This is a genomic window from Streptomyces sp. NBC_01716 (assembly GCF_036248275.1).
Taxonomy (GTDB): Bacteria; Actinomycetota; Actinomycetes; order Streptomycetales; family Streptomycetaceae; genus Streptomyces.
On the sequence record NZ_CP109181.1, the window covers coordinates 5399963 to 5419840 of the forward strand.

At 71.4% G+C, this 19878-nt stretch carries 18 protein-coding genes; 9 read left to right on the forward strand and 9 right to left on the reverse strand.

What is annotated here, in order from left to right:
• Positions 1–106: 106 nt before the first annotated feature.
• The 5 genes from OIE74_RS23850 to OIE74_RS23870 form a co-directional block, all read right to left on the reverse strand.
• Positions 107–1333, reverse strand: coding sequence for a cytochrome P450 (locus tag OIE74_RS23850; RefSeq protein WP_329392411.1), 1227 nt, complete (start codon positions 1331–1333; stop codon positions 107–109).
• Between the two features lie 114 nt (positions 1334–1447).
• A complete protein-coding gene (locus tag OIE74_RS23855) occupies positions 1448–2131 on the reverse strand; it encodes a GTP-binding protein (protein ID WP_329386911.1) in 684 nt (227 codons plus the stop codon).
• Entirely contained in the window at positions 2109–2468 is a 360-nt protein-coding gene (locus OIE74_RS23860) for a DUF742 domain-containing protein (protein ID WP_329386913.1), read from the reverse strand. Before OIE74_RS23860 ends, OIE74_RS23855 begins: the two co-directional genes overlap by 23 nt.
• Complete coding sequence (locus tag OIE74_RS23865; protein ID WP_329392412.1) at positions 2465–2911, reverse strand: roadblock/LC7 domain-containing protein; 447 nt, start codon at positions 2909–2911, stop codon at positions 2465–2467. The genes OIE74_RS23860 and OIE74_RS23865 overlap by 4 nt, the downstream gene beginning before the upstream one ends.
• A gap of 8 nt (positions 2912–2919) precedes the next feature.
• The gene (locus OIE74_RS23870; protein ID WP_443076210.1) at positions 2920–4431 is read right to left on the reverse strand and encodes an ATP-binding protein; all 1512 of its coding nucleotides are present in this window, start codon (positions 4429–4431) and stop codon (positions 2920–2922) included.
• Between the two features lie 509 nt (positions 4432–4940).
• On the opposite strand from OIE74_RS23870, the gene OIE74_RS23875 reads away from it, so the two are divergent.
• From OIE74_RS23875 to OIE74_RS23900, 6 genes are all read left to right on the forward strand, one after another.
• The gene (locus OIE74_RS23875; protein WP_329392414.1) at positions 4941–6005 is read left to right on the forward strand and encodes a GNAT family N-acetyltransferase; all 1065 of its coding nucleotides are present in this window, start codon (positions 4941–4943) and stop codon (positions 6003–6005) included.
• Positions 6006–6077: 72 nt separating this feature from the next.
• The gene (locus OIE74_RS23880; protein WP_329386915.1) at positions 6078–7433 is read left to right on the forward strand and encodes a glycosyltransferase; all 1356 of its coding nucleotides are present in this window, start codon (positions 6078–6080) and stop codon (positions 7431–7433) included.
• Between the two features lie 80 nt (positions 7434–7513).
• A complete protein-coding gene (locus OIE74_RS23885; protein ID WP_329392415.1) occupies positions 7514–8269 on the forward strand; it encodes a polysaccharide deacetylase family protein in 756 nt (251 codons plus the stop codon).
• A 163-nt stretch (positions 8270–8432) separates the two neighbouring features.
• A complete protein-coding gene (locus OIE74_RS23890) occupies positions 8433–10337 on the forward strand; it encodes a hypothetical protein (RefSeq protein ID WP_443076379.1) in 1905 nt (634 codons plus the stop codon).
• Positions 10334–10714 (forward strand): hypothetical protein, encoded by a 381-nt coding sequence (locus OIE74_RS23895; protein WP_329386919.1) that lies wholly within the window; start codon positions 10334–10336, stop codon positions 10712–10714. Before OIE74_RS23890 ends, OIE74_RS23895 begins: the two co-directional genes overlap by 4 nt.
• Entirely contained in the window at positions 10714–11799 is a 1086-nt protein-coding gene (locus OIE74_RS23900; protein WP_329386921.1) for a glycoside hydrolase family 26 protein, read from the forward strand. Before OIE74_RS23895 ends, OIE74_RS23900 begins: the two co-directional genes overlap by 1 nt.
• A 52-nt stretch (positions 11800–11851) precedes the next feature.
• Here OIE74_RS23900 and OIE74_RS23905 read toward each other — a convergent pair whose 3' ends face one another.
• From OIE74_RS23905 to OIE74_RS23915, 3 genes are all read right to left on the reverse strand, one after another.
• Positions 11852–13816 carry a lipopolysaccharide biosynthesis protein gene (locus tag OIE74_RS23905; protein WP_329392416.1) on the reverse strand — a complete coding sequence of 655 codons (1965 nt, stop codon included), beginning with the start codon at positions 13814–13816 and terminating at the stop codon, positions 11852–11854.
• Positions 13817–13889: 73 nt separating this feature from the next.
• Positions 13890–15041, reverse strand: coding sequence for a DegT/DnrJ/EryC1/StrS family aminotransferase (locus tag OIE74_RS23910; RefSeq protein ID WP_329392417.1), 1152 nt, complete (start codon positions 15039–15041; stop codon positions 13890–13892).
• Between the two features lie 84 nt (positions 15042–15125).
• On the reverse strand, positions 15126–16001 hold the full coding sequence (locus OIE74_RS23915; RefSeq protein ID WP_443076211.1) for a helix-turn-helix domain-containing protein: 876 nt from the start codon (positions 15999–16001) through the stop codon (positions 15126–15128).
• Positions 16002–16192: 191 nt separating this feature from the next.
• On the opposite strand from OIE74_RS23915, the gene OIE74_RS23925 reads away from it, so the two are divergent.
• Both OIE74_RS23925 and OIE74_RS23930 read left to right on the forward strand, forming a co-directional pair.
• A complete protein-coding gene (locus OIE74_RS23925) occupies positions 16193–17083 on the forward strand; it encodes an ABC transporter ATP-binding protein (RefSeq protein WP_329386923.1) in 891 nt (296 codons plus the stop codon).
• On the forward strand, positions 17080–17946 hold the full coding sequence (locus OIE74_RS23930) for an ABC transporter permease (protein WP_329386925.1): 867 nt from the start codon (positions 17080–17082) through the stop codon (positions 17944–17946). Before OIE74_RS23925 ends, OIE74_RS23930 begins: the two co-directional genes overlap by 4 nt.
• A 115-nt stretch (positions 17947–18061) precedes the next feature.
• Here OIE74_RS23930 and OIE74_RS23935 read toward each other — a convergent pair whose 3' ends face one another.
• The gene (locus tag OIE74_RS23935; RefSeq protein WP_329386926.1) at positions 18062–18967 is read right to left on the reverse strand and encodes an RNA polymerase sigma factor SigF; all 906 of its coding nucleotides are present in this window, start codon (positions 18965–18967) and stop codon (positions 18062–18064) included.
• A gap of 347 nt (positions 18968–19314) precedes the next feature.
• Here OIE74_RS23935 and OIE74_RS23940 point away from each other — a divergent pair, with 347 nt between their 5' ends.
• Positions 19315–19683, forward strand: a complete 369-nt coding sequence (locus OIE74_RS23940) for an STAS domain-containing protein (RefSeq protein WP_329392419.1) — start codon at positions 19315–19317, stop codon at positions 19681–19683.
• Positions 19684–19878: the final 195 nt, after the last annotated feature.

The following is a 19878-nucleotide window of genomic DNA, read 5'->3' on the forward strand; positions in this document are numbered from 1 at the left end:
GCGGCGTCGGCGGAGACGTCCGCAGAGGTATCGGCGGACGTGCCGACGGGGACGCCGGGCGACATGTCGGCGGACGGATCGGGCTTGGCGATCATCGGTGCTCTCCTCAATTCCGCGGTGCCTGCGCTCCACGCGGCAACTGCGGTTCGGTGAAGCGGACGGGAAGGGCCGCCAGGCCCTTGCTCCAGGGCGATTTGATCCAGGCCAACTCGCTCTCGGGCACGGCCAGTTCGAGATCAGGCAGCCGGTGCCTGATGGTGTCGACCGCGGTACGGGTGATCAGCCTGGCCGGGTCCTGGGCGGGGCAGGTGTGCGGCCCGGCCCCGAACGCCAGGTGCGAGCGGTTGCCGACGACGGGCGTGCCGTCCTCCGGCAGGATGTCGGGGTCGGCGTTCGCCCCGGCCAGACCGAGGATCAGCATGTCACCGGCCCGCACCTCCTGACCGCCGAACCGCAGATCGCGGGTGGCGTAGCGGGCGGGGAAGTTCTGCGTGGGAGGGAAGCGCCACAGCACCAGGTCCAGCGCGTCGTCGACGCTCAGATGACCGCCGCTGAGCGAGGACCGGAACGCCGGGTCGCACAGCAGGATGCGCAGGGTGGTGGCGATCCAGTTCACCGTGGTCTGGTTGCCCGCGACGAACATCACCACCAGGTTGTGCAGCACTTCCTCGTCCGTCAGCCGCGCCGGATGGTGCAGCAGCGCGGACGTGACGTCGTTGCCGGGACGGCGCCGCTTCTCCTCGATGAGGGCGAGCAGGATCGAGCCCATCCGCTTGCTCGCGTCGCCGGAGTCGGCGTTCGCCACGACCAGCCCCGCGATGGCCTTCACCAGCTCCCGGCCCGTCGGCTCGTCGAGCCCGAGCAGGCCGGTGATCACCATCAGCGGCAGCTTGCGCGCGTAGTCCGAGACCAGGTCCGCCTCCTTGCGGTCGGCGAACTCGGTGATCAGCCGCTCGGACAACGCCCGTACGCCGCGCCGCAGTTCATGCCCGTTGATCCGGGAGAGCGCGTCCGACACGGCCGCCCGCATCCGGCGGTGCTGCTGCCCGTCGGCGAACAGCAGCGCCGGGCGCCAGCCCACCATCGGCAGGATCGGCGAGTCCTCCGGCACCCGGCCCTCGCGCAACTGGCGCCAGCGGCGCGGGTCGTGGGAGAAGTCCTGCTCCTCACGGGTCAGCCGTACGAGCTCACGGTGGCCGAGCACCAGCCATGCCTCGATACCGGGCGCGACGGCGACCGGCGCCACCGGACCGTGCTCGGCGCGCAGTCGCTCGTACAGGCGCGGCAGCATGTCGCCGTCGAGCTGCTCCCCGAAGATGGGCGTCGCCGCCATGTGGCCGGCGACCGGACAGCCCCCGGCGCGGGGCTCGGGCTCGGGCGCCGGCGTCGGTACGGCGTCGGCTGCGGGAGTGGTCATGTGGACTCCGTCGTGGTCATGTGGACTCCGTCATGAGGACTCGGCGGCGAGGACGAGATGGCGTACGAGGGCGATGAGCGCCATGACGGACGACCGCTCGTCCCGCGCGTCGCAGGAGACCAGCGGCGTCTCCGGCAACAGGTCGAGGGCAGCGCGCAGTTCACCGTCGCTGTGCCGGGGGCTGCCCGGGAAGACGTTGACGGCGACGGCGAACGGCAGCCCCAGGTCCTCCAGATGGCCGAGCGCGTCGAAGGAGGCGGTCAGATCACGGGTGTCCACCAGGGCGAGCGCGCCCAGCGCGCCCCGCGCCAGATCGCGCCAGGCGGGCAGGAAACGCTGCTGCCCCGGCGTACCGAAGAGGTAGAGGACCAGCTCGCCGTCGAGCGTCATCCGGCCGAAGTCCAGGGCGACGGTCGTCGTGGCCTTGGCCTGGTCGGGGGGTACGTCGACCGAGGCGCCCGCCTGGGTCATCACGGCCTCCGTGCTGAGCGGTTTGATCTCGGAGACCGTACCGATGAACGTCGTCTTGCCCACGCCCAGCGGCCCGACGACCATGATCTTCGCAGCGCCGGAGACGCTGGAGCTCACGTACTTGCCGGAGGCGACGCCCTCGGACTCCGCCCCGGACCGCGGCTCGGGCGGGGCGGCGTCCGACGACGTCGCCGCATCCGGCGCCTCGGGCGCGGAGGCCTCAGAGGCGGCTTTCGAGGCCATGGAGGACCTTTCTCAGCATGGTCACATCGGCTCGTTCGGCCGGCGGTATGGGTGGGCGGGTCACGATCAGCCCCCAGTCGATGAGGTCGGCGAGCAACACCTGTACCACGGAGGGTGGTTGGCCCAGATGGGCCGACACCTCGGCCACCGACAGCAGTCCCTGACAGTGCGTCAGTATCGTTCGGTGTTCGGGCTGGAGGGTCGCCGGCGGGACCGCTGCCGCGGCCACCACCAGGGACTCCCAGGACAGTGGTTCGACTCCGGCGTCCGCCCTGCCACCGGTGATCACGTACGGGCGTACCGCCGACGTGGTCCGGTCGTCGGGGCGCTCCGTCATGAGGACGGGCTCACCGGATCCCGGGGATGGCTGCTGAGGTGGCTGCCGATCTTCACGACCAGCAGTTGCATCTGCTGGGCCACCAGGCCCACATCGGCGTCGGTCTCGGTCGCGGCGCCCAGCTGGGCGCCCACTCCGGCCGAGGTGAAGAGGACGAAGCCCTGGTCGGACTCCAGCATCAACTGCCGTACGTCGGCGCCGCCGCCGAACAGCAGCCCCGCCGTGGAACGCCCCGTCATCGTCAGCGCGGCGGAGGCCGCCGCGAGCGATTCGGCCTCGGCCACGCTCAGTTCGGACACCGGGCCCTTCAGGCCTTCGGCGGACGCGTGGCCGAGCCGCAGGCCGTCCTCCGAGACGACCACGGCGTGTCGGACCCCCGGGATCTCGGTCAGCGGGCGGAGCATCCACCCGAGATCCGGGAGTCGGGAGATCGTTCCGGTCACTCTTCCGGTCACTGCCGGCCTCCGTCGTGTTGGTCGGGCACTTCGGTGTCCTGGACGGCCGCCGCGCGGCCACGACGGGAGCCGGACACCACGCTGGTGATCGACGCGCGTGCCGCTTCGGGGGTCCAGGAGGGGTCGGGCTGCGCTTGCTGTGGGGGTTGCGGCTGCGACGCCTGTGGTGCCTGTTCCGGTGTCCGTTCCTTTACCCGCGCGGTGGCGGGGACGGCGGACGGGCTCCGCCGCCTGCTGCGGCGGCGCGGCAGCCCGCCGGGCGCGTCCTCCGGGGCCGCGACGGCAGATCGTTCGTGCTCACGCGCTCCATTCGCAGACGCGTCGCCGGAAGCGCCCTCGTCCGCCGGTGCCCTGCCCGCGGGCGCCTCGCCCTCCGACGCCCGGTCGCGGACCGCCAGCGGCGGAAAGTGCGAGAGCGGTTCGGTCAGCAGGCGGTGCGGTACGAAGGTGACGGCCCGGGTCCCGCCGTACGCGGACGCCCCCGTCAGCTCCACGTTGAAGCCCATCTCCCGGCTCCAGCGCCCCACACACGCCAGCCCCAGGCGCGGTACGGCCCCGAGTCGCGTCAGGTCCAGATCGTCCCTGAGCTGCGACATCGCCTGCTTCAGTACGTCCGGCGGCATGCCGAGGCCCGCGTCGTCGATCTCCACGACGGCTCCCGCGCCGACCTCCCGGATCGTCACGATCACCTGGGTGCGGGAGGGCGAGAACACGGTCGCGTTCTCCAGGAGTTCGGCGACGGCGTGCATCAGGCCCTCGACGGCGGGCGGCACCACGTACAGGGTCTGCCCGCCGTGCACCTCGACGCGCCCGAATTCCACGATCCGCGACTGCGCGCCGCGCACGCAGTCGTACAGCGAGACCGGCTGCGACTCGCGCCTGGCCGGCCAGATCCCGCACATCACGAGGAGCGTCTGCGCCTTGCGGGTCATCTGCGAGGCCGCGTGGTCGGCCTTCATCACGTCCGCCATCAGCCTCGGGTCGTCGATGGCGCGCTCCACCTGGTCGAGTACCTGCTGCTGGACCGTGGCCATCGCGTGCATGTTCCGGGCGACCGACTCGAAGGCCGTCTGCACCGAGTCGCGCAGGCCGCGCTCGCGCCGTACGCCCTCGTCCGAGCCGAGCGCGGCGACCACCGCGGCCAGCGCGCGTGCGAAGTCCTCGCCGGTCTCGGCCTCGGGCGCGACCGGTCCCGGGATGCCCTCCAACCGCCGTCCCGTACGCACCCGTTCGGCGATGGCGGGGGCGCGTACCGCCGCGAGATGTGCCATCTCGGCGGCCCGCGCCGCGGCGGTCCGCCGCTCCCGGTCGTGTTCGGCGCGCTCCGCGGCCAGCTGTCGGCGCAGCACGAGCACCCAGGCCAGGAGCAGCACGGTGACGGCGGCGCAGCCGCCCGCGAGCACCTGACGCCACTCCTCCGTTGAGCCCTGGCCGATCAGCACGGCGGCGACGGCGGCGACCGCCAGGACCGCGAGCCACCACACCGCCCGTCTGTTCCCTCTGTCCACCGGACGGCTCAACACGGCGAATCCGACATGACAGGCACGGATACGGCGAACACGGAGACCGGGCCCCTTCCAGGACTCGTCGGACACGTAGGGCTCCCGCCGGCGTGATCGCGAGCAACCAGATCCTACGAGCAATGTGCCTGCCGCGGGCAGGAGTTGCTCAACTCCTGTCACACGGCGACACAAGCCGGGCACTACCCGCACACAAGTGGGGCGGACCCGCGGGACGTTCGGGCTGGCAGTGGGTGTGGCCGCACCCCGCCACACCGGCCCCCTGGCCACCATCGGCCACATGTACAGGTTCACCCACCGCGTCTGCCGTGATCCGTATCCGTCATGACATGGCCGACTGGCCCTGTACCGGAGCGATTTGGGCCGGTACCGTCCTGTTCGGCGTGAGCTCGTCGGGGGACCGGCCGTGGGGACGGCCGACAGGGACGGGCCCGAGCGGCCGGGGGGTCGAGTTGAGCGATGTACGTGTACGTGGTGCCGCCGCCCGCATCCGTGTGATGCGGCCGGGGGAGATGGGCGCGGCGGAGATCGAACGCTGGCGCGAGTTACGGGCGCTGTCCGGCGCCCCCGCCAATCCGTTCATGGAGCCCGAGTTCACCCTCGCCGTGGGCCGCGTGCGGCCGGGCGCGCGGGTGGCCGTCGTCGGAGGCGGGAGCGGCGAGTACGAAGGCTTCTTCCCTTACGAGAAGGGCCCGTTGGGGCAGGGCCGTGCGATCGGGTTCGGGGTGTCCGACTGCCAGGGAGTGGTGCTGAGCCCCGAACACACGCTCACGGCCGGGGAGTTGCTGCGCGCGTGCTCCCTCACCAGCTGGGAGTTCGACAATCTCGACGGGGGCCAGACGCTCTTCGTCCCGGCTGCGGCCGAGGAGTTCGACTCTCCGGTCATCGACGTCGCTCAGGGGTACGAGGCGTACGAGGCGGTCCTGCGCGCCGGCTCGCCCAAGTTCTTCCGTACGACGACCGCCAAGGAACGCAAACTGGCCCGGCAGGCGGGCGAGGTGCGGTTCGTCTTCGACGAGCGTGATCCGGCGGCCCTGCGCACGCTCATGGAGTGGAAGTCGGCCCAGTACCGCAGGACGGGCCGCCGCGACCGGTTCGCGAAGGAGTGGATCAGCGCGCTGGTAAGGCAGTTGGCGGCGGACCGCACGCCCGGCTGCTCCGGTGTCCTTTCCGTGCTGTACGTCGGTGACCGCCCGGTCGCCGCGCACTTCGGGCTCCGCTCACGGACGGTCCTGTCCTGCTGGTTCCCCGCGTACGACACCGACTTCGCCAAGTACTCACCGGGTCTGATCCTCCATCTGCGGATGGCGGAGGCGGCGGCCGGTGCCGGGATCGGCCTGCTCGACCTGGGCCGGGGCGCCGCCGAGTACAAGGACGCGCTCAAGACCGGTGATCTGCGGGTGTACGAGGGGGCGTCGGTACGGCGCGGGCCGCGGGCGGCCCTGTACCGGCTCAGCCGTGAGCCGTCGCGCCGCGCGCACAGCTTCGTACGGAACAGGCCGAGGCTGGCGGGCTACGCGCAGCGCGCTCTGAAGCAGGTGGGCCGGTTCCGGGACCGGTGACGGCGGCCGGCGACCGGGCCGATTCCGCGTACCACTTGGCAGTCGTTCTCAGTGCCCACGAGCGGAGGCAGGATGCCCCACACTCCGAGCACGTCCTCACGACCACCTTCAGGACCGCCCTCACGATCGCTCCTGCGAGACGTCGGCGTCGCCGACCTGGACCTGGATCCCGGCGGTCCCGGTGGCCCCGGCGATCCCGGCGCCAAGGCCGAGGTCCTGTCACTGACCCCCGCCCCCGGCGGCCCGCCCCTCCACGCCGGTCCCGTCTACGCGCTCGTACGGCTCCGGGGCCGCCCCGTCGCCACTGTCCTCACCACGGTCCCGGAGGGCGCCGACCCCGCCGAGGTCCTGACGGCGGCCTTCCTCGCGCAGCGCGGCGGCGAGCACGGCGAGCACCTCCAACACCCGTCGGCCAAAGGCCCGTTGGGCGATGAGCCGCCCCGTACGACAGTCGTCGTCGCCACCCGCGAGCGCGCCGACCAGCTCGGCCGCGCCCTCGATTCGCTCCTCGCGCAGGACCACCCGGACTTCGCCGTCGTGGTCGTCGACAACGCGCCCGTCACCACCGCCACCCGTGAACTCGTCCACTCCCGTTACGCGGGCCGCGTCACCTACGTCCACGAGCCCGTGCCCGGACTGGCCGCCGCCCACAACCGAGGCGTCGCGGCCACCGACAGCCCCGTCATCGCCTTCACGGACGACGACGTCGTCGCCGATCCGCACTGGCTCTCCGCGCTCACCGCGCCGTTCGCCGCCGATCCCCGTACCGGCTGTGTCACGGGCCTGATCCTCCCCGCCCGTCTGACCACCCCCGCGCAGGTCCTCCTGGAGAGCCACGGCGGCTTCGCGAAAGGCTTCACCCCGCGTCTCTACGACCCGGCCGCGCCGCCCGCCGGCGAACCGCTCTTCCCGTTCACGGCGGGCAGCTTCGGATCCGGCGCCAACATGGCGTTCCGCGCGTCCGCCCTGCGCGCCGTCGGCGGTTTCGACCCCGCCACCGGCACCGGTACACCCGCCAAGGGCGGCGACGACCTCTACGCGTTCGTCCGGATCCTGAGCGCGGGCCACCGGCTGCGGTACGTATCCGGCGCGCTGGTCTGGCACCACCACCGCGAGACCTGGCAGGACCTGCGGAACCAGGCGTACGGCTACGGCGCCGGCCTCACCGCCTATCTCACCGCCGTCATCTGCCGCCACCCGGCCCTGCTGCCCGCGCTGTTGGCGAAGCTGCCGCGCGGGCTGGCCCACGCGCGGGCCATCACCGCCCACCGCCAGGGTCCGGCCGAGACCGGGGCCAGCGCCCCTGGTGCCCCCGGCGCGCACGGCACCCACAGCCACCCGTGGCCGCGCACCCTGTCCCGGCTGGAGCGCAGAGGGATGCTGTACGGCCCGTTGGGCTATGCCAAGGCCCGCTGGGGGCGGCGATGACGAGTCGGGTGCCGCACCCGGCGACGCGACCGGGGGACCACTCACCGTCCCGTATCCCCGTACTGCTGTACCACGCGGTGATGGCCGATCCACCCGCCTGGATCGCTGAATTCACCGTCACACCGAGGCAGTTCACCGACCAACTCGACGCGATCGTGGCATCGGGCCGTACGCCCGTACCAGTCAGCGCGCTCGTCGACGGGCTGACCGGCGGCGCCCCGCTGCCACCCCGGCCCGTGGTCCTGACCTTCGACGACGGATTCGCCGACCTGCCGGGCCCGACGGCCGAAGCGCTCGCCGAGCGCGCCCTGCCCGCCACCGCCTATCTCACGACCGGTGCCATCACCCCGGGACTCGGCAGCCTGCTCCCGCCCGCCCCGATGATGACTCTCGCGCAGGCGCCGTCGCTGGAGCGGTACGGCGTGGAGGTCGGCGCGCACACGGTCACCCATCCGCAGCTGGACACCCTCCGCGCGCCCCAACTGGACCGCGAGCTAAGAGAGTCCAAGGCGGCGCTCGAAGACGTCCTGGGCCATGAGGTCGCGCATCTGGCCTATCCGCACGGCTACAACAGCCGTGCCGTACGGGGGGCCGCCCGCCGCGCCGGATACACCTCGGCCGTCGCCGTACGCCACGCCCTCAGCTCGGACACGGACGAACCGTTCCGTATCTCCCGCCTCATCCTGCGCAGCGGCCACACGGTGGCGGACGTGGAGGCGTGGATGGCGGGGGAGGGCGCGCGGGCGGCGCCGTTCCCCGACTCGGCGGCGACGGTGGGCTGGCGCCTCTACCGCAGGACGCGCGCGGCCGTCGGGGGTCCGCGGTTCGCTGGCTAGACGAGGCCGGCGCAGGGGGCGGCTCTTACGCAACAGAGATGTACGAGAGCCACGCAAAAGCGCAGAGAGTTCATATAATTCGCTGAAGGGGACAGCGGCGTGACGGCCGCGACACAGGGGTGGGGGGAGCCGCACCGTGCAACCACGCGTGCCCGCACCGGACATGGCCCAGCCTCGGACCAAGGCTGAGGCTGAGACCGAGGCCCCGCCGCCGACGCGATCAATCCCGCCCCGGCCCCGCCGCGCGCTGCCCCGGCCGTTACGGGCCCTGCGGCCCCAACTCCTCCTCTCCTGGCTGCCGTTGCTCGCCGGGGCCGCCCTCTGGATGTACGCGCTGCCGCGCATCGGCTTCCGCACCATGGGCGACTACGGGCTCCTCGACCGTTTCCCCGTCGCGTTCTACGCCGCCCTCGCCCTCCTCACCTGCGGATTCCTGGCCGCCCTGCGCCGCGCCGGAACCGCGCCATGGTGGCCGGCGAGCTACTGCGTCGCCCTTCTCGTCGCGCTCAAGGCGCCACCCGCCGTCCTGTACGACTCCGTGCGCTATCCCTGGGCCTCCAAGCACGACGCCGTCGTCAACCAGCTCCTGCTCAACGGTGAACTGCGCCCGAACGGCGCCCTGTCGGGCAACATGTCCGCCTACGACCAGTGGCCCGGCTTCTTCACCCTCGTCGGCGGGCTGGTCCGCGCCTTCGGTGTCGAGAGCGCCGCCGCGTTCCTCAACTGGGCCCCGATCGCGCTCGGTCTGCTCATGATGCCGGTGCTCGTGCTGCTGTACCGCACCTTCACCGAGGACTGGCGGCTGGTGTGGACCGCCGTCTGGATCTTCCAGCTCGCCAACTGGGTGGGGCAGGACTATCTGGCGCCCCAGGGCTTCGCGTATCTGCTGCATCTGTCCGTGATCGCCGTCGTGCTGCGGCACTTCGTGCTGCCGAAGTCGGCGGGCAGGCTGCGCGACCGGTCGTTCCTCGACCCGGCGTCCGCCGCCGTGCCACCGCCCACCGGCACCCGGCAGCGTGCCGTCTGTGTGGCGCTCCTCGCGCCGCTGATCCTGGCCGTCAACGCCGCGCACCAGCTCACGCCGGTGATGCTCTGCGTCTCGCTGTTCGCCCTGACCCTCACCCGCCGCTACCGCAACTACGGACTGCTGGCCGTCGCCGTCCTGATCATGCTGGCCTGGGACCTGACGATGGGCCGGCCGCTGTTCGTCGAGACCCTGGGCACGGTGCGGGACTCGCTCGGCGAGCTGACCCAGAACTCACGCGCGGGTTACGCCGGTGAGCTCACCGGCCCCGGCCCCGAACTCGCGGGCCGCGCCAACGTGTTGATGGTGCTCGCCGTCGCCGCGCTGGCGGGCGCGGCGCTTCTGCTGCGGCGCCGGCTCCTGCGGAGCGCGCTGCCGCTGCTGCTCGTGTCCGTCGCTCCCGTCCCGCTCTTCGTCGTGAACGACTACGGCGGCGAAATGCTCTTCCGGGTCTATCTGTTCGGGCTGCCCGGCGCCGCGTTCTTCGCGGCGGCGACGCTCGTGCCCGCCGTCGGTGCAACCCGGCGCGGACCGGCGCGCCGCCGGGCCGCCGCGCTCACGCTCCATGTCGCGCTGCCCGTCTCCCTGGTGGCGCTGCTGGCCGGCTTCCTGCCCTCGTACTACGGCAAGGAGAAGATGTACTACACCCCGCCCGCCGAGACCGCGCTGGTCACCCGCGCGATCGACCGGGCGCCCGACGGCGCGCTGATCCTCGCCACCACCGGCTCCTTCCCGCAGGCGCTGCACCGCTACGACCGGGTGGAGCACTGGTTCTTCGCCGAGCAGGAACTACCCGAGAACGAACGGATGTTGGAGGACCCCGCCCGCTATCTGGCCGACCGGATCCCGCCGGACACCGACGCGTACGTGATCCTCACCCGTACGCAGGACATCTACGCGGCCGGTGAAGGACTGCTGCCCCCGGGCGGCTTCGGCGCCCTGCGGTCACGGCTCAGCGTCTCGCCCCTGTTCCGGGTGGTGGAGGCGCACTCGTACGGCATCGTCCTGGAGTACCGGCAGGCCGCGGAAGGCGAACGTCCATGACTTTGGATCATTTACGGCTCCGAGTACCGCTGGCCCTCGCCGGCTGGGGCGCGCTCGCCGCGACCGCTCTGCCCGGTGGTTCACCACTGCGCTGGATCCCGGTGTCGCTCTTCGTCTGTTTCGGACCCGGTCTCGCGCTCCTCCATCCGCTGCGCGGCACGCTGCGCCCGGCCGCCCGTATCGAGGCCGTCGCGCTCGCCGCGCCGCTCAGTCTCTCCCTCGCGGTGACGGTCTCCACGACCCTGTTTCTGGTGCGCGGCTTCTCGGCGACGGCCTTCCTGGTGACACTGGCGGCGGTCACGACCGTCGCCGCCGCCCTGCCGGGGCTGCCCCTGCCCGCCGCGACGCGCGGCGCGGTGGGCCGGAGGGACCGCTGATGGCGGCACGGCTCAGTGACGCCGAGAAGCAGGCGTACACCGTGATCGTCCTCGTCGCCGTCGGGCTGCTCATCGCCGGGATCGGCATCTGGGCCACCGAGTCGGACGGGCCGGTGGACCCCTGCGCGGCTACCGACCGGCTGGAGCCGCCGTGCGGCGCGTGGTGGGGGGCGTACGTCCCGTACGACGAGAGCGGCCCGGCGGAAGGCTCGCTCACCCGGGCGGTGTACGCCTTCGAGAAGAAGATCGGCCGCAGGCTCGACCTCGTCTACAACTACCACGACATGTCGAACACCGACCTCGACGGACAGCTTCTCACCCCCGACGAGCGGGAGTTGGGCGAGGACCGGATGTTGATGCTGGCCTGGGAGTCCACCGTGTGGCGTGAGCCGCACCACGCCAACTGGACCGAGGACCAGCTGGGCTGGGCGAACATCGCCTCCGGGAAGCACGACGAGGAGATCATCGATCCGCAGGCGCGCCGGATCAAGGAGTACGGCGACGAGCAGGGCAAACGGATCTTCTTCTCCTTCGACCAGGAGGTCGACGCCCGGATCAAGGAGGGCGCGGGCACCCCGGAGGAGTACGTCGCCGCGTACCGCCATCTCCGGGACCGCTTCGAGGAGTTGGGCGTCGACAACGTGGTGTGGGTGTGGACGGTCTCCGGCTATCTGGGCAGCGCGGACGAGATGAAGGCGCTGTATCCGGGGGACGACTACGTCGACTGGATCGGCATGGACCAGTACAACTACTTCCTCTGTCACGACACGACCGACTGGAAGGACTTCGAACGCAGCCAGCGGCCGACCTATGACTGGCTGCGGGCCAACGTATCGGCGGAGAAGCCTTTGATGCTGGCCGAGTTCGGCACCGTTCCCGATCCGGGCGACCCCGGCAGACAGCGCGACTGGTACGCGGACATCCCCGGATCGGTGCGCTCTATGCCGGACGTGAAGGCACTGGTGCAGTGGAACAGACCGGTGCCGGGCGACAACTGCGATCTGACGGTCAACGACGGCCCGGGGCTGGCGGGTTACCGCGAGGCGGGCGAGGACGACTACTTCCGGCAGCCGCTGCCCGGGTAGCTCTCGACCGCCGAGCAGCGCCCGTACGCCGTCGCACGAACCGGTCGGACGCTCAGTGGCCGGACGGGGTCCTTCCCTTGGGGATCCGCAGGAGTACGGCGGTGACGGCGACCACCAGCAGACCAAGGGTCACCGGGACGGCGACCGCCGCGAAGGCGCGCTGTGCCGACCAGCCCACCACCGCGAGGCACCAGACCGCCGTCGCGACCGCCCGCCCGTCCAGCCGCCCGTTCGCGAATGACGTGCGGAGGGCGACGGCGGCCAGCCCCAGGCAGAGCAGTTGGAGAGCGACGGGCAGGAGTTCCAACGCCCGTGCCTCACCGGTCAGTTGGGCGAGGGCGTCAGTGAGCGGCCGGTGCCAGGGGCCGGACACCGCCTCGGGCCGTACGCCGAGAAGGGCCGGCGCACCGTGCAGCGCGGTGAACAGGGCCACCAGGCCGGCCGTGAGCAGGAGCGGACGCGACCGTACGGCTGCCACGGCCGCACACTGGACGACGATCAGCAGGACTCCGGCGCCCAGGGTCAACGGCGGAAGCGCGGCGATGAGCTGGGCCCCCGACATCTCGTCGGCCGCGATGTCGGCCATGCCCCGCAGCGGTATCCAGAACAGTCCGGTGGCCAGCGCCAGGAGCATCCAGAGCGCGGCGGTGGACAGGCGCCCCTTGGGGTGTGGGGCCGGTTCCTCCGCCTCCTCCGCCTCCGTACGAGCCGTGGCCACCCTGTGCTCGGCGGCCTCGCGCGCCCACGTCGTTCCGTAACCCTGTTCCCGCGCCCGGCCCCACCCTCGCCCCCGGCCGTGCCCCTTGAGCGCCGACCGCAGCCCCGGCGCCGCCAGCAGCGCGACCAGCGTCATGGAAAGCAGCATCGCCAGCCCGGCGCCCGATATCCCGGCGGGCCCGAGCAGCACGACCGCGCTGCCGAGGACGCACACGCACATGGCGCCCTGAAGGGCGGCGAGCATGCCCGTACGCCCCTGGACACGCAGCACACCGATATACAGCTCCACCACGACCCGGGGCAGCGCGGCGGCGGCCAGCAGGCGCAGCACCGTCGAGCCGTGCTCGGCGTAGTCCGCCCCGAAGGGCGCGAGCACCTGCGGCGCGAAGATCACCAGCACCAGCACGACGGGCACCAGCAGCAGCGTCATCCGGCGCAGCGCCCCCCGTACGCCCTCCGCCAGCCGCTCGGGGGAGTGCGAGGCGTGCGCGGTCAGGGACGAGGCCATGTTGATGGCCATGAACTCCATCGTCCCGCCGACGGTGTAGGCGGTGTAGAAGAACGCGTTGTGCGCCGCGTCGAAGCGGACGGCGACCATCACCGGCAGCAGGTTGATCATCGCCAGGCTGAACAGGGCGCCGACCGAGTCACCGGCCAGGAACCGCCCGATGTCCGCCGGGCGCGGCGGCTCGCGGTCCCGGTCGGCGGCGGCCTGGCGCGGGATGAGCCGGCGGAACACCAGCCAGCCCAGGGGCAGTACGGACAGGGCGATGGCCGCCGCCCACGACACGAAGACGCCGAGGACCGGCATCGCGGTGGCGAACACGACGAGCAGCAGCAGTTTCCCGAGGGAGAAGACAGCGTTGCCGACCGGCACCCAGAAGGCCCTGCGGAGCCCGGTCAGCACCCCGTCCTGGAGGGTGAGCAGCGCCCAGGCCACGCATGAGGCGGTGAAGACGAGCCCGGCGGTGACGCCGCTGAGCGGCGCGTACGAGGGGCCCCAGAGGTCGAGCGTCAGCAGGAAGACCACACAGGCGACACACACGACGGCCGAACTGACCGCGTACGCACGCCGGACCAGCGACCCGGTCGTCCGCCCGGCCCGGGGCACGTAGCGCACCACCGCGCCGATCATGGTGGTCGCGGTGAGGGACGCCAGCAGCCGCATGGCGGCGATGGCGGCGGAGCCCTGGCCGACGGCCTCCTCCGTGTAATAGCGGGCGGCGACCAGCCAGAAGCCGAGACCGAGGGCGGCGGAGACGCCGGTGGAGAGCATCAGCGCGTACGCGTTGCGGAACATCGAGTCGCTGTGGTCGCCGCTGTCGCTCTCGGCGTCTCCGCCGCCCTCGGTCGACGCGCCCTTCCGCAGGGTGTCAGCCACCGTCGTGCCCCGGAGGTAAGACGGGCTCGGCCCCCAACTCGTCCAGTGCGGCGATGACTTGACCGGCCCGTAACGGATCGGCCGGCAGCGCGTGCCGGGCGAACCAGGCGGCGGGCGCGGGGTGCGGCGACGCGTCGGTGAAGACGTCGCCCGCGTAGACGTCGAGCGGCGGGTCGTACAGATAACCGGTGGTGATCCGGCGCTTGGCGAGCGCGGTGACCGCGGCGTCCCGGTCGGCGACCAGCAACGGCACCCGGAACAGCGGCTGCACCCCTCCGTGCGTCCCGGCCGGCGCCCACCGCGTCGCCAACAGCCGTTCCGTGCCCGCCCGGTGGGCCCCGAGCAGCGGATCGAGCCCGGACAGCAGCCGTTCGGTACGTCTCAGGCGCACGCGGCCCGGCGTGATGCGGTACGGGTGCATGTCGACGCGCACCCACGAGTCGAAGCCGTCCAGCCCCCGCGCGTCGGCCAGCGCCTCCTTCAGCTCACCCGGCCGCAACTCCATCCGGATGCCCCGGCGTTCCTCGGCCCCGGCGGCGCGCAGCAGCCCCCGCGCGGCCCGCACCAGCCGCAGTCCGCGCACCCCGGCCTCCGCGTACGGCCTTACGGCGTAGGCGAGTTCGGCGGCGAGTCCGGCCGGTCGGAGGAGTGCGTCGCGGGCCGCCGCCAGTTCCGTACGGAGCCCGGGGTCGGCCATGGCGAGGAACCCGCCGGTCTTGGCGCCCACATGCTTGGAGAGGCTGAAGACGGCCGCGTCCCCGAAGGTGCCGACGGCCCGGCCGTCCACCTCGCTGCCGATGGCGTGTGCCGCGTCCTCGATCAACGGGATCCCCAACGCGTCGCAGCGGGCGCGCAGTTCGGGTGCGGGATCGGGATTCCCGTACAGATTCGTGGTCAGTACGGCGGACAGCCCGCGCCAGTCGGACTCCGGCACGGCCGCCAGGTCGATCGACCCGTCCCGCGCGCTCAGCGGCGCCTGGACGGGGCGCAGTCCGGCGGCGAGCACCACGAACATGATGACGTCGTCGTTGACGGGCGACATCAACACCCGCCCACCGGGCTTGCACCAGTGCCGCAACGCCACGTAGAGCCCGAGCCGGCACGACGGCACGTAAAGACACTCCCTGCCGAGCCGCTGCCGCATGACCCCTTCCAACACGGCGTACGGCATCGGACAGCCCACCCCCTGAGCCATACCATTCCCCCCTGCCCCCGGATCAATGTGGCCTTAGCGGACGCTCCCGTCAATACGGTCTCCGCCGGGTCCGTGCGTCAGAGCGGCCTGTCGGGCGGTCGCGAGCCGCTCGGGTGCGGCGTGGCGCAGGGCGTCCGTGAGGCGCCCGGCGGACCAGCCGAGTCCGGCGGCGAGCCGCTCGACCTCCTCCGGCGCCCGCCCGTGCAGGAGCGCGGCGAGCAGGGTGAGCGCGTCGTCGACACCGGAGGGGCCTCCCGCCATGTCGTCGCTGAGGGTCGCGAAGAACTGGCTCATCCGGTCGAGCCGGACCCCGGCGGGGGTGGCCGCGCCGACGATTCGGGAGCCCTGTCGGGCGGTCTCGGCCCAGTTCGCGGTCGCACGCGTGTCACGCGTCCAGGCCCGCGACCAGACGTCGTCGTCCACGACGTACCGCTCGCGCCGCCCCCGGGGATCGCGCTCCCGCCGGACCACCGCCAGGCCTTCGAGGTAGCTGATGGCCTTGGAGACCGACGCGGGGCTGACCCGCAACTGCCGGACCAGTTCCGTCGCGGTGAGGCTGCCGGAGTCGGTGAGGAAGAGCCGGACGAGGACACGGGAGGGCATGCGAGGGAGCCCGGTCCCGACCAGCATGGCGACGAACTGCTCGGCGAACAGCCGGAGTTCGTCACGGCCGGTGTCGTCGTGTGCCTCAAGGGCGGTCGCGGGCCCGCGCCGCCGCGCCCGTCGCTCGGTGGCCCGCAGCGCGCGGTCGGCCCGGTAGGTGTCGGGGCCGCCGTTGCGTGCCACCTCCCGGCTGACTGTCGAGGTGGGCCTGCCGAGGCGTCTGGCGATCTCGGCGTAACCCAGCCCCTCGGCCAGTCCCGCTCCGATCTCCCGGCGGTCCTCGTGCGTCAGCCTGCCTCCCGGCATCCGCGCTCGCCTCCTGACAGTGCGTCGGTGAATGGTCGGTCCAGTATGCGTTCACCGTCAGCTCATTGCAACGATCCGTCCATTGAGGTGGTTGCATTCACCTCTGCCACCATTGCAATCAATGTTGACGATCCATGAAACGCAACGTAGCTTTCGCATTTCTTGAAAGGACAACGGTGAGGGGGGCCGGTATGACGGCCGACGAGAGGGTCGTGCTCGACGTCGATGGACTGCGGATGCGGTACGGCGCGGACGACGTCCTGCGCGATGTGCGCTTCCGGGCCCACCACGGCGAGGTACTGGCCCTGCTGGGACCGAACGGGGCGGGCAAGACCACCACGATCGAGATCCTGGAGGGCTTCCGGACGCGATCGGCGGGCCACGTCGACGTACTCGGCTCGGACCCGGCGCACGGCGACGAACGCTGGCGGGCCAGGCTGGGCGTGGTCCTCCAGTCCTGGCGCGACCACGGCAACTGGCGGGTATGCGAACTGCTCGCCCATCTCGGCCGGTACTACGCCCCGTACGCCACCGAGCATGTGCGACGCCCCTGGGACACCGACGAGTTGGTCGAGGCGGTCGGGCTGACGGCGCACGCGGGCAAGAAGATCAAAACCCTGTCCGGCGGGCAGCGGCGCAGGCTGGACGTGGCGATCGGCATCGTCGGCCGCCCCGAACTGCTCTTCCTCGACGAGCCGACCGCCGGTTTCGACCCCCGGGCGCGCCACGATTTCCACGACCTCGTCCACCGCCTGGCCCGCGACCACGCGACGACGGTCCTGCTCACCACGCACGACCTGGACGAGGCCGGGAAGCTCGCCGACCGCATCGTGATCCTGGCCGGTGGCCGGATCATCGCCGACGGCACGGCGGACGAACTCGCGCGCCAGGTGACCGGCGAGGACGAGGTGCGCTGGACGTACGACGGACACCACCGCACGCACACGACCACGGACTCGACCGCCTTCGTACGCGAACTGTTCGCACGCCACGGCACGGCGATAGGCGAACTGGAGGTCCGCCGGGCCTCGTTGGAGGACACCTACATGACGCTCGTACGCGAGGAAGAGGCGGCCCGGTGAGCCCGGCGAGCCTCGTGAACCCCACGGCCCGCACACTGCGCACGGGCTGGTCCCGCGGCCTGATCGAACTGCGGCAGTCCTTCACCAACGGCGCCGAACTCCTCTCCCATCTGCTCTGGCCCACTCTGATGCTGACGGTGATGTACGTCCTGCGGGACACGGCCTTCGGCTCCGGGGGACTCATGCTCGGCACCCTGGCCCTGCCCAGCATCCTCGGCATGAACGTCGCGATGGGCATGGTCTCGATGAGCCAACGGCTCACCGCCGAACGCCAGGACGGCACCCTCCTGCGAGCCAAGGCCACCCCCGACGGCATGCCCGCCTATCTGATCGGCAAGGTCGTCACGGTCGGCGGCGGCCTCCTCGCCGATCTCGCGATCCTGCTGATCCCCGGCCTGCTCCTCATCGACGGCCTTGCGGCCGGCGGCGCCGGATCCTGGGCGACCGTGAGCTGGATACTGCTCCTGGGCATGGCGGCGACGCTCCCCGTTGGGGCGATCCTGGGCTCGGCGTTCTCCAGCGCCCGCGCCCAAGGGCTCATCCAGCTACCGGTGTTGGGCACGATCGCGATCTCCGGCATCTTCTACCCGCTCACCTCGATGCCGGAGTGGGTGCAGTGGCTCGCCCAGACGACCCCGATCTACTGGCTCGGCCTGGGCATGCGCTCCGCCCTCCTCCCGGACTCCGCGGCGTCGGTCGAGATCGCCGGCTCCTGGCGCCCGTGGGAGACGGCCGGCGTACTCGGCCTCTGGTCCGTACTCGGCCTCGCACTCGCCCCGCCGCTCCTGCGCCGCATGGCACGCCGCGAGTCGGGTTCAAGCGTCACGGAACGCCGCGAGAGGGCACTGCACCGCGTCGGCTGAGCCGCGTTCACCGGTACGGGCGCTACCCACCGGCCCGTTTCGGGCCGCCGCCCCCACGCGCAAACGGCCCGGCGGGAGTCGGAGCTGCCGCCGGGCCGTGGTGGGATCGGTGCCGTCACTCGTCGAGCGTCAGGCCCTTTCGGAGTCTCACCAGCGTGCGTGAGAGCAGGCGGGACACGTGCATCTGGGAGATGCCCAGCTCCTCGCCGATCTCCGACTGCGTCATGTTGGCCACGAACCGCAGTGAGAGGATCGTCCGGTCGCGTGACGGAAGCCCCGCTATCAGCGGCTTCAACGACTCGACGTACTCGATGCCTTCGATCCCGTGGTCCTCGTAGCCGATGCGGTCCGACAGCGCGCCCTCGGTGTCGTCCTCCTCCGGCTGCGCGTCCAGCGAGCTCGCCGTGTACGCGTTGCTCGCCGCCATCCCCTCGACGACCTCGTCGTTGGTGATGCCGAGCCGGTCGGCGAGTTCGCCGACGGTCGGCGCGCGGTCCAGCTGCTGGGACAACTCGTCGCCCGCCTTGGCCAGTTCGAGGCGGAGCTCCTGAAGCCTGCGCGGCACCCGCACCGACCACGACGTGTCGCGGAAGAAGCGCTTGATCTCGCCGACGATCGTCGGCATCGCGAAGGTGGGGAACTCGACGCCCCTGCTGAGCTCGAAGCGGTCGATCGCCTTGATCAGGCCGATCGTGCCGACCTGGATGATGTCCTCCATGGGCTCGCTGCGGGAGCGGAACCGGGAGGCGGCGAACTTGACCAGGGCGAGATTCAGCTCGACCAGGGTGTTGCGCACGTACGCGTGCTCGTGGGTGCCTTCCTCCAGGCCCTCAAGGCGCTCGAAGAGCGTCTTGGACAGCGCGCGTGCGTCCAGCGCGCCGACCTCTTCGAAGGGCGGGATCTCTGGCATGTCATCGAGGCCCGGGAAACCGGACGCGAGTGTGGCGCCGGTCTCGTCAGGTTCGGACGGGGTTGTCGACGGCGCCTCGTGGGTACGCGGTTCGTCGAGCCGGGGTGACATGGTCTCCTCCATACGTTCTCGGCATATGGCTGCCGATGCCAATACGCGCTGCTGCGGTTTGCGGCGCCTCCATAGCCGGTCGTGTCGGTCTGGTTCTTGTGTCCTTACTAGCCCTATCGGTTCGGCGCGGACAGGTGCAAGTGTCATTTCGCACATATGTCCATCTTGTGGGGGAGATTGGGTACCGAAGGCTGTTCGAAAGGCGTAATGTTTCGACGAAAGTCAGCGGCATGTGACGCGACGACAAGGCACGATCACAGCGATCAATGCGATCACCGCGCGACATGCGGCAACTTCTGAAATATCTGACGACGGCGCACTTCACGGCAGAAGAGGGACGGACGGGCATGGACCGCCAGACGGTCGGCAGCACGAACCGGGGCCGGCTCCGGGTCGAAGTTCGGACCGAGGGGCGAAGCGAGGTCGTGACAGCCGCGGGTGAGTTGGATCACCACACCGCCGAGCTGTTGCGCACACCTCTGGACGAAGCGCTCGACCAGGGCCGGGACCGGCTCGTGATCGACTGCTCGCAGCTCGAATTCTGTGACTCGACCGGACTGAACGTTCTGCTCGGGGCGCGTCTCAGGGCCGAAGCGGCCGGCGGCGCGGTTCATCTGGCCGCGATGCTGCCGGTGGTCGCCAGGGTCTTCGAAATCACCGGCGCCGACGCGGTCTTCACCGTGCACGATTCGCTGGAAGCGGCTCTTGCCGACTGACCTGGGGCCCGCACGAGGGCCTTGTGTGAACCAGATGTTGCACGTGTCACGTCACCCGCGTAGGTCTTGTGGGTGTTGTCACGATTACGCCGGGCAGAAGAGACCCCGGGCCGGTCGGGACAGGCCAGGCAGTCTCTGTACCGATGTCTAGATGAGAACGACCAATTGGCGAACCGGTGAATCGGTGAGGTGAAG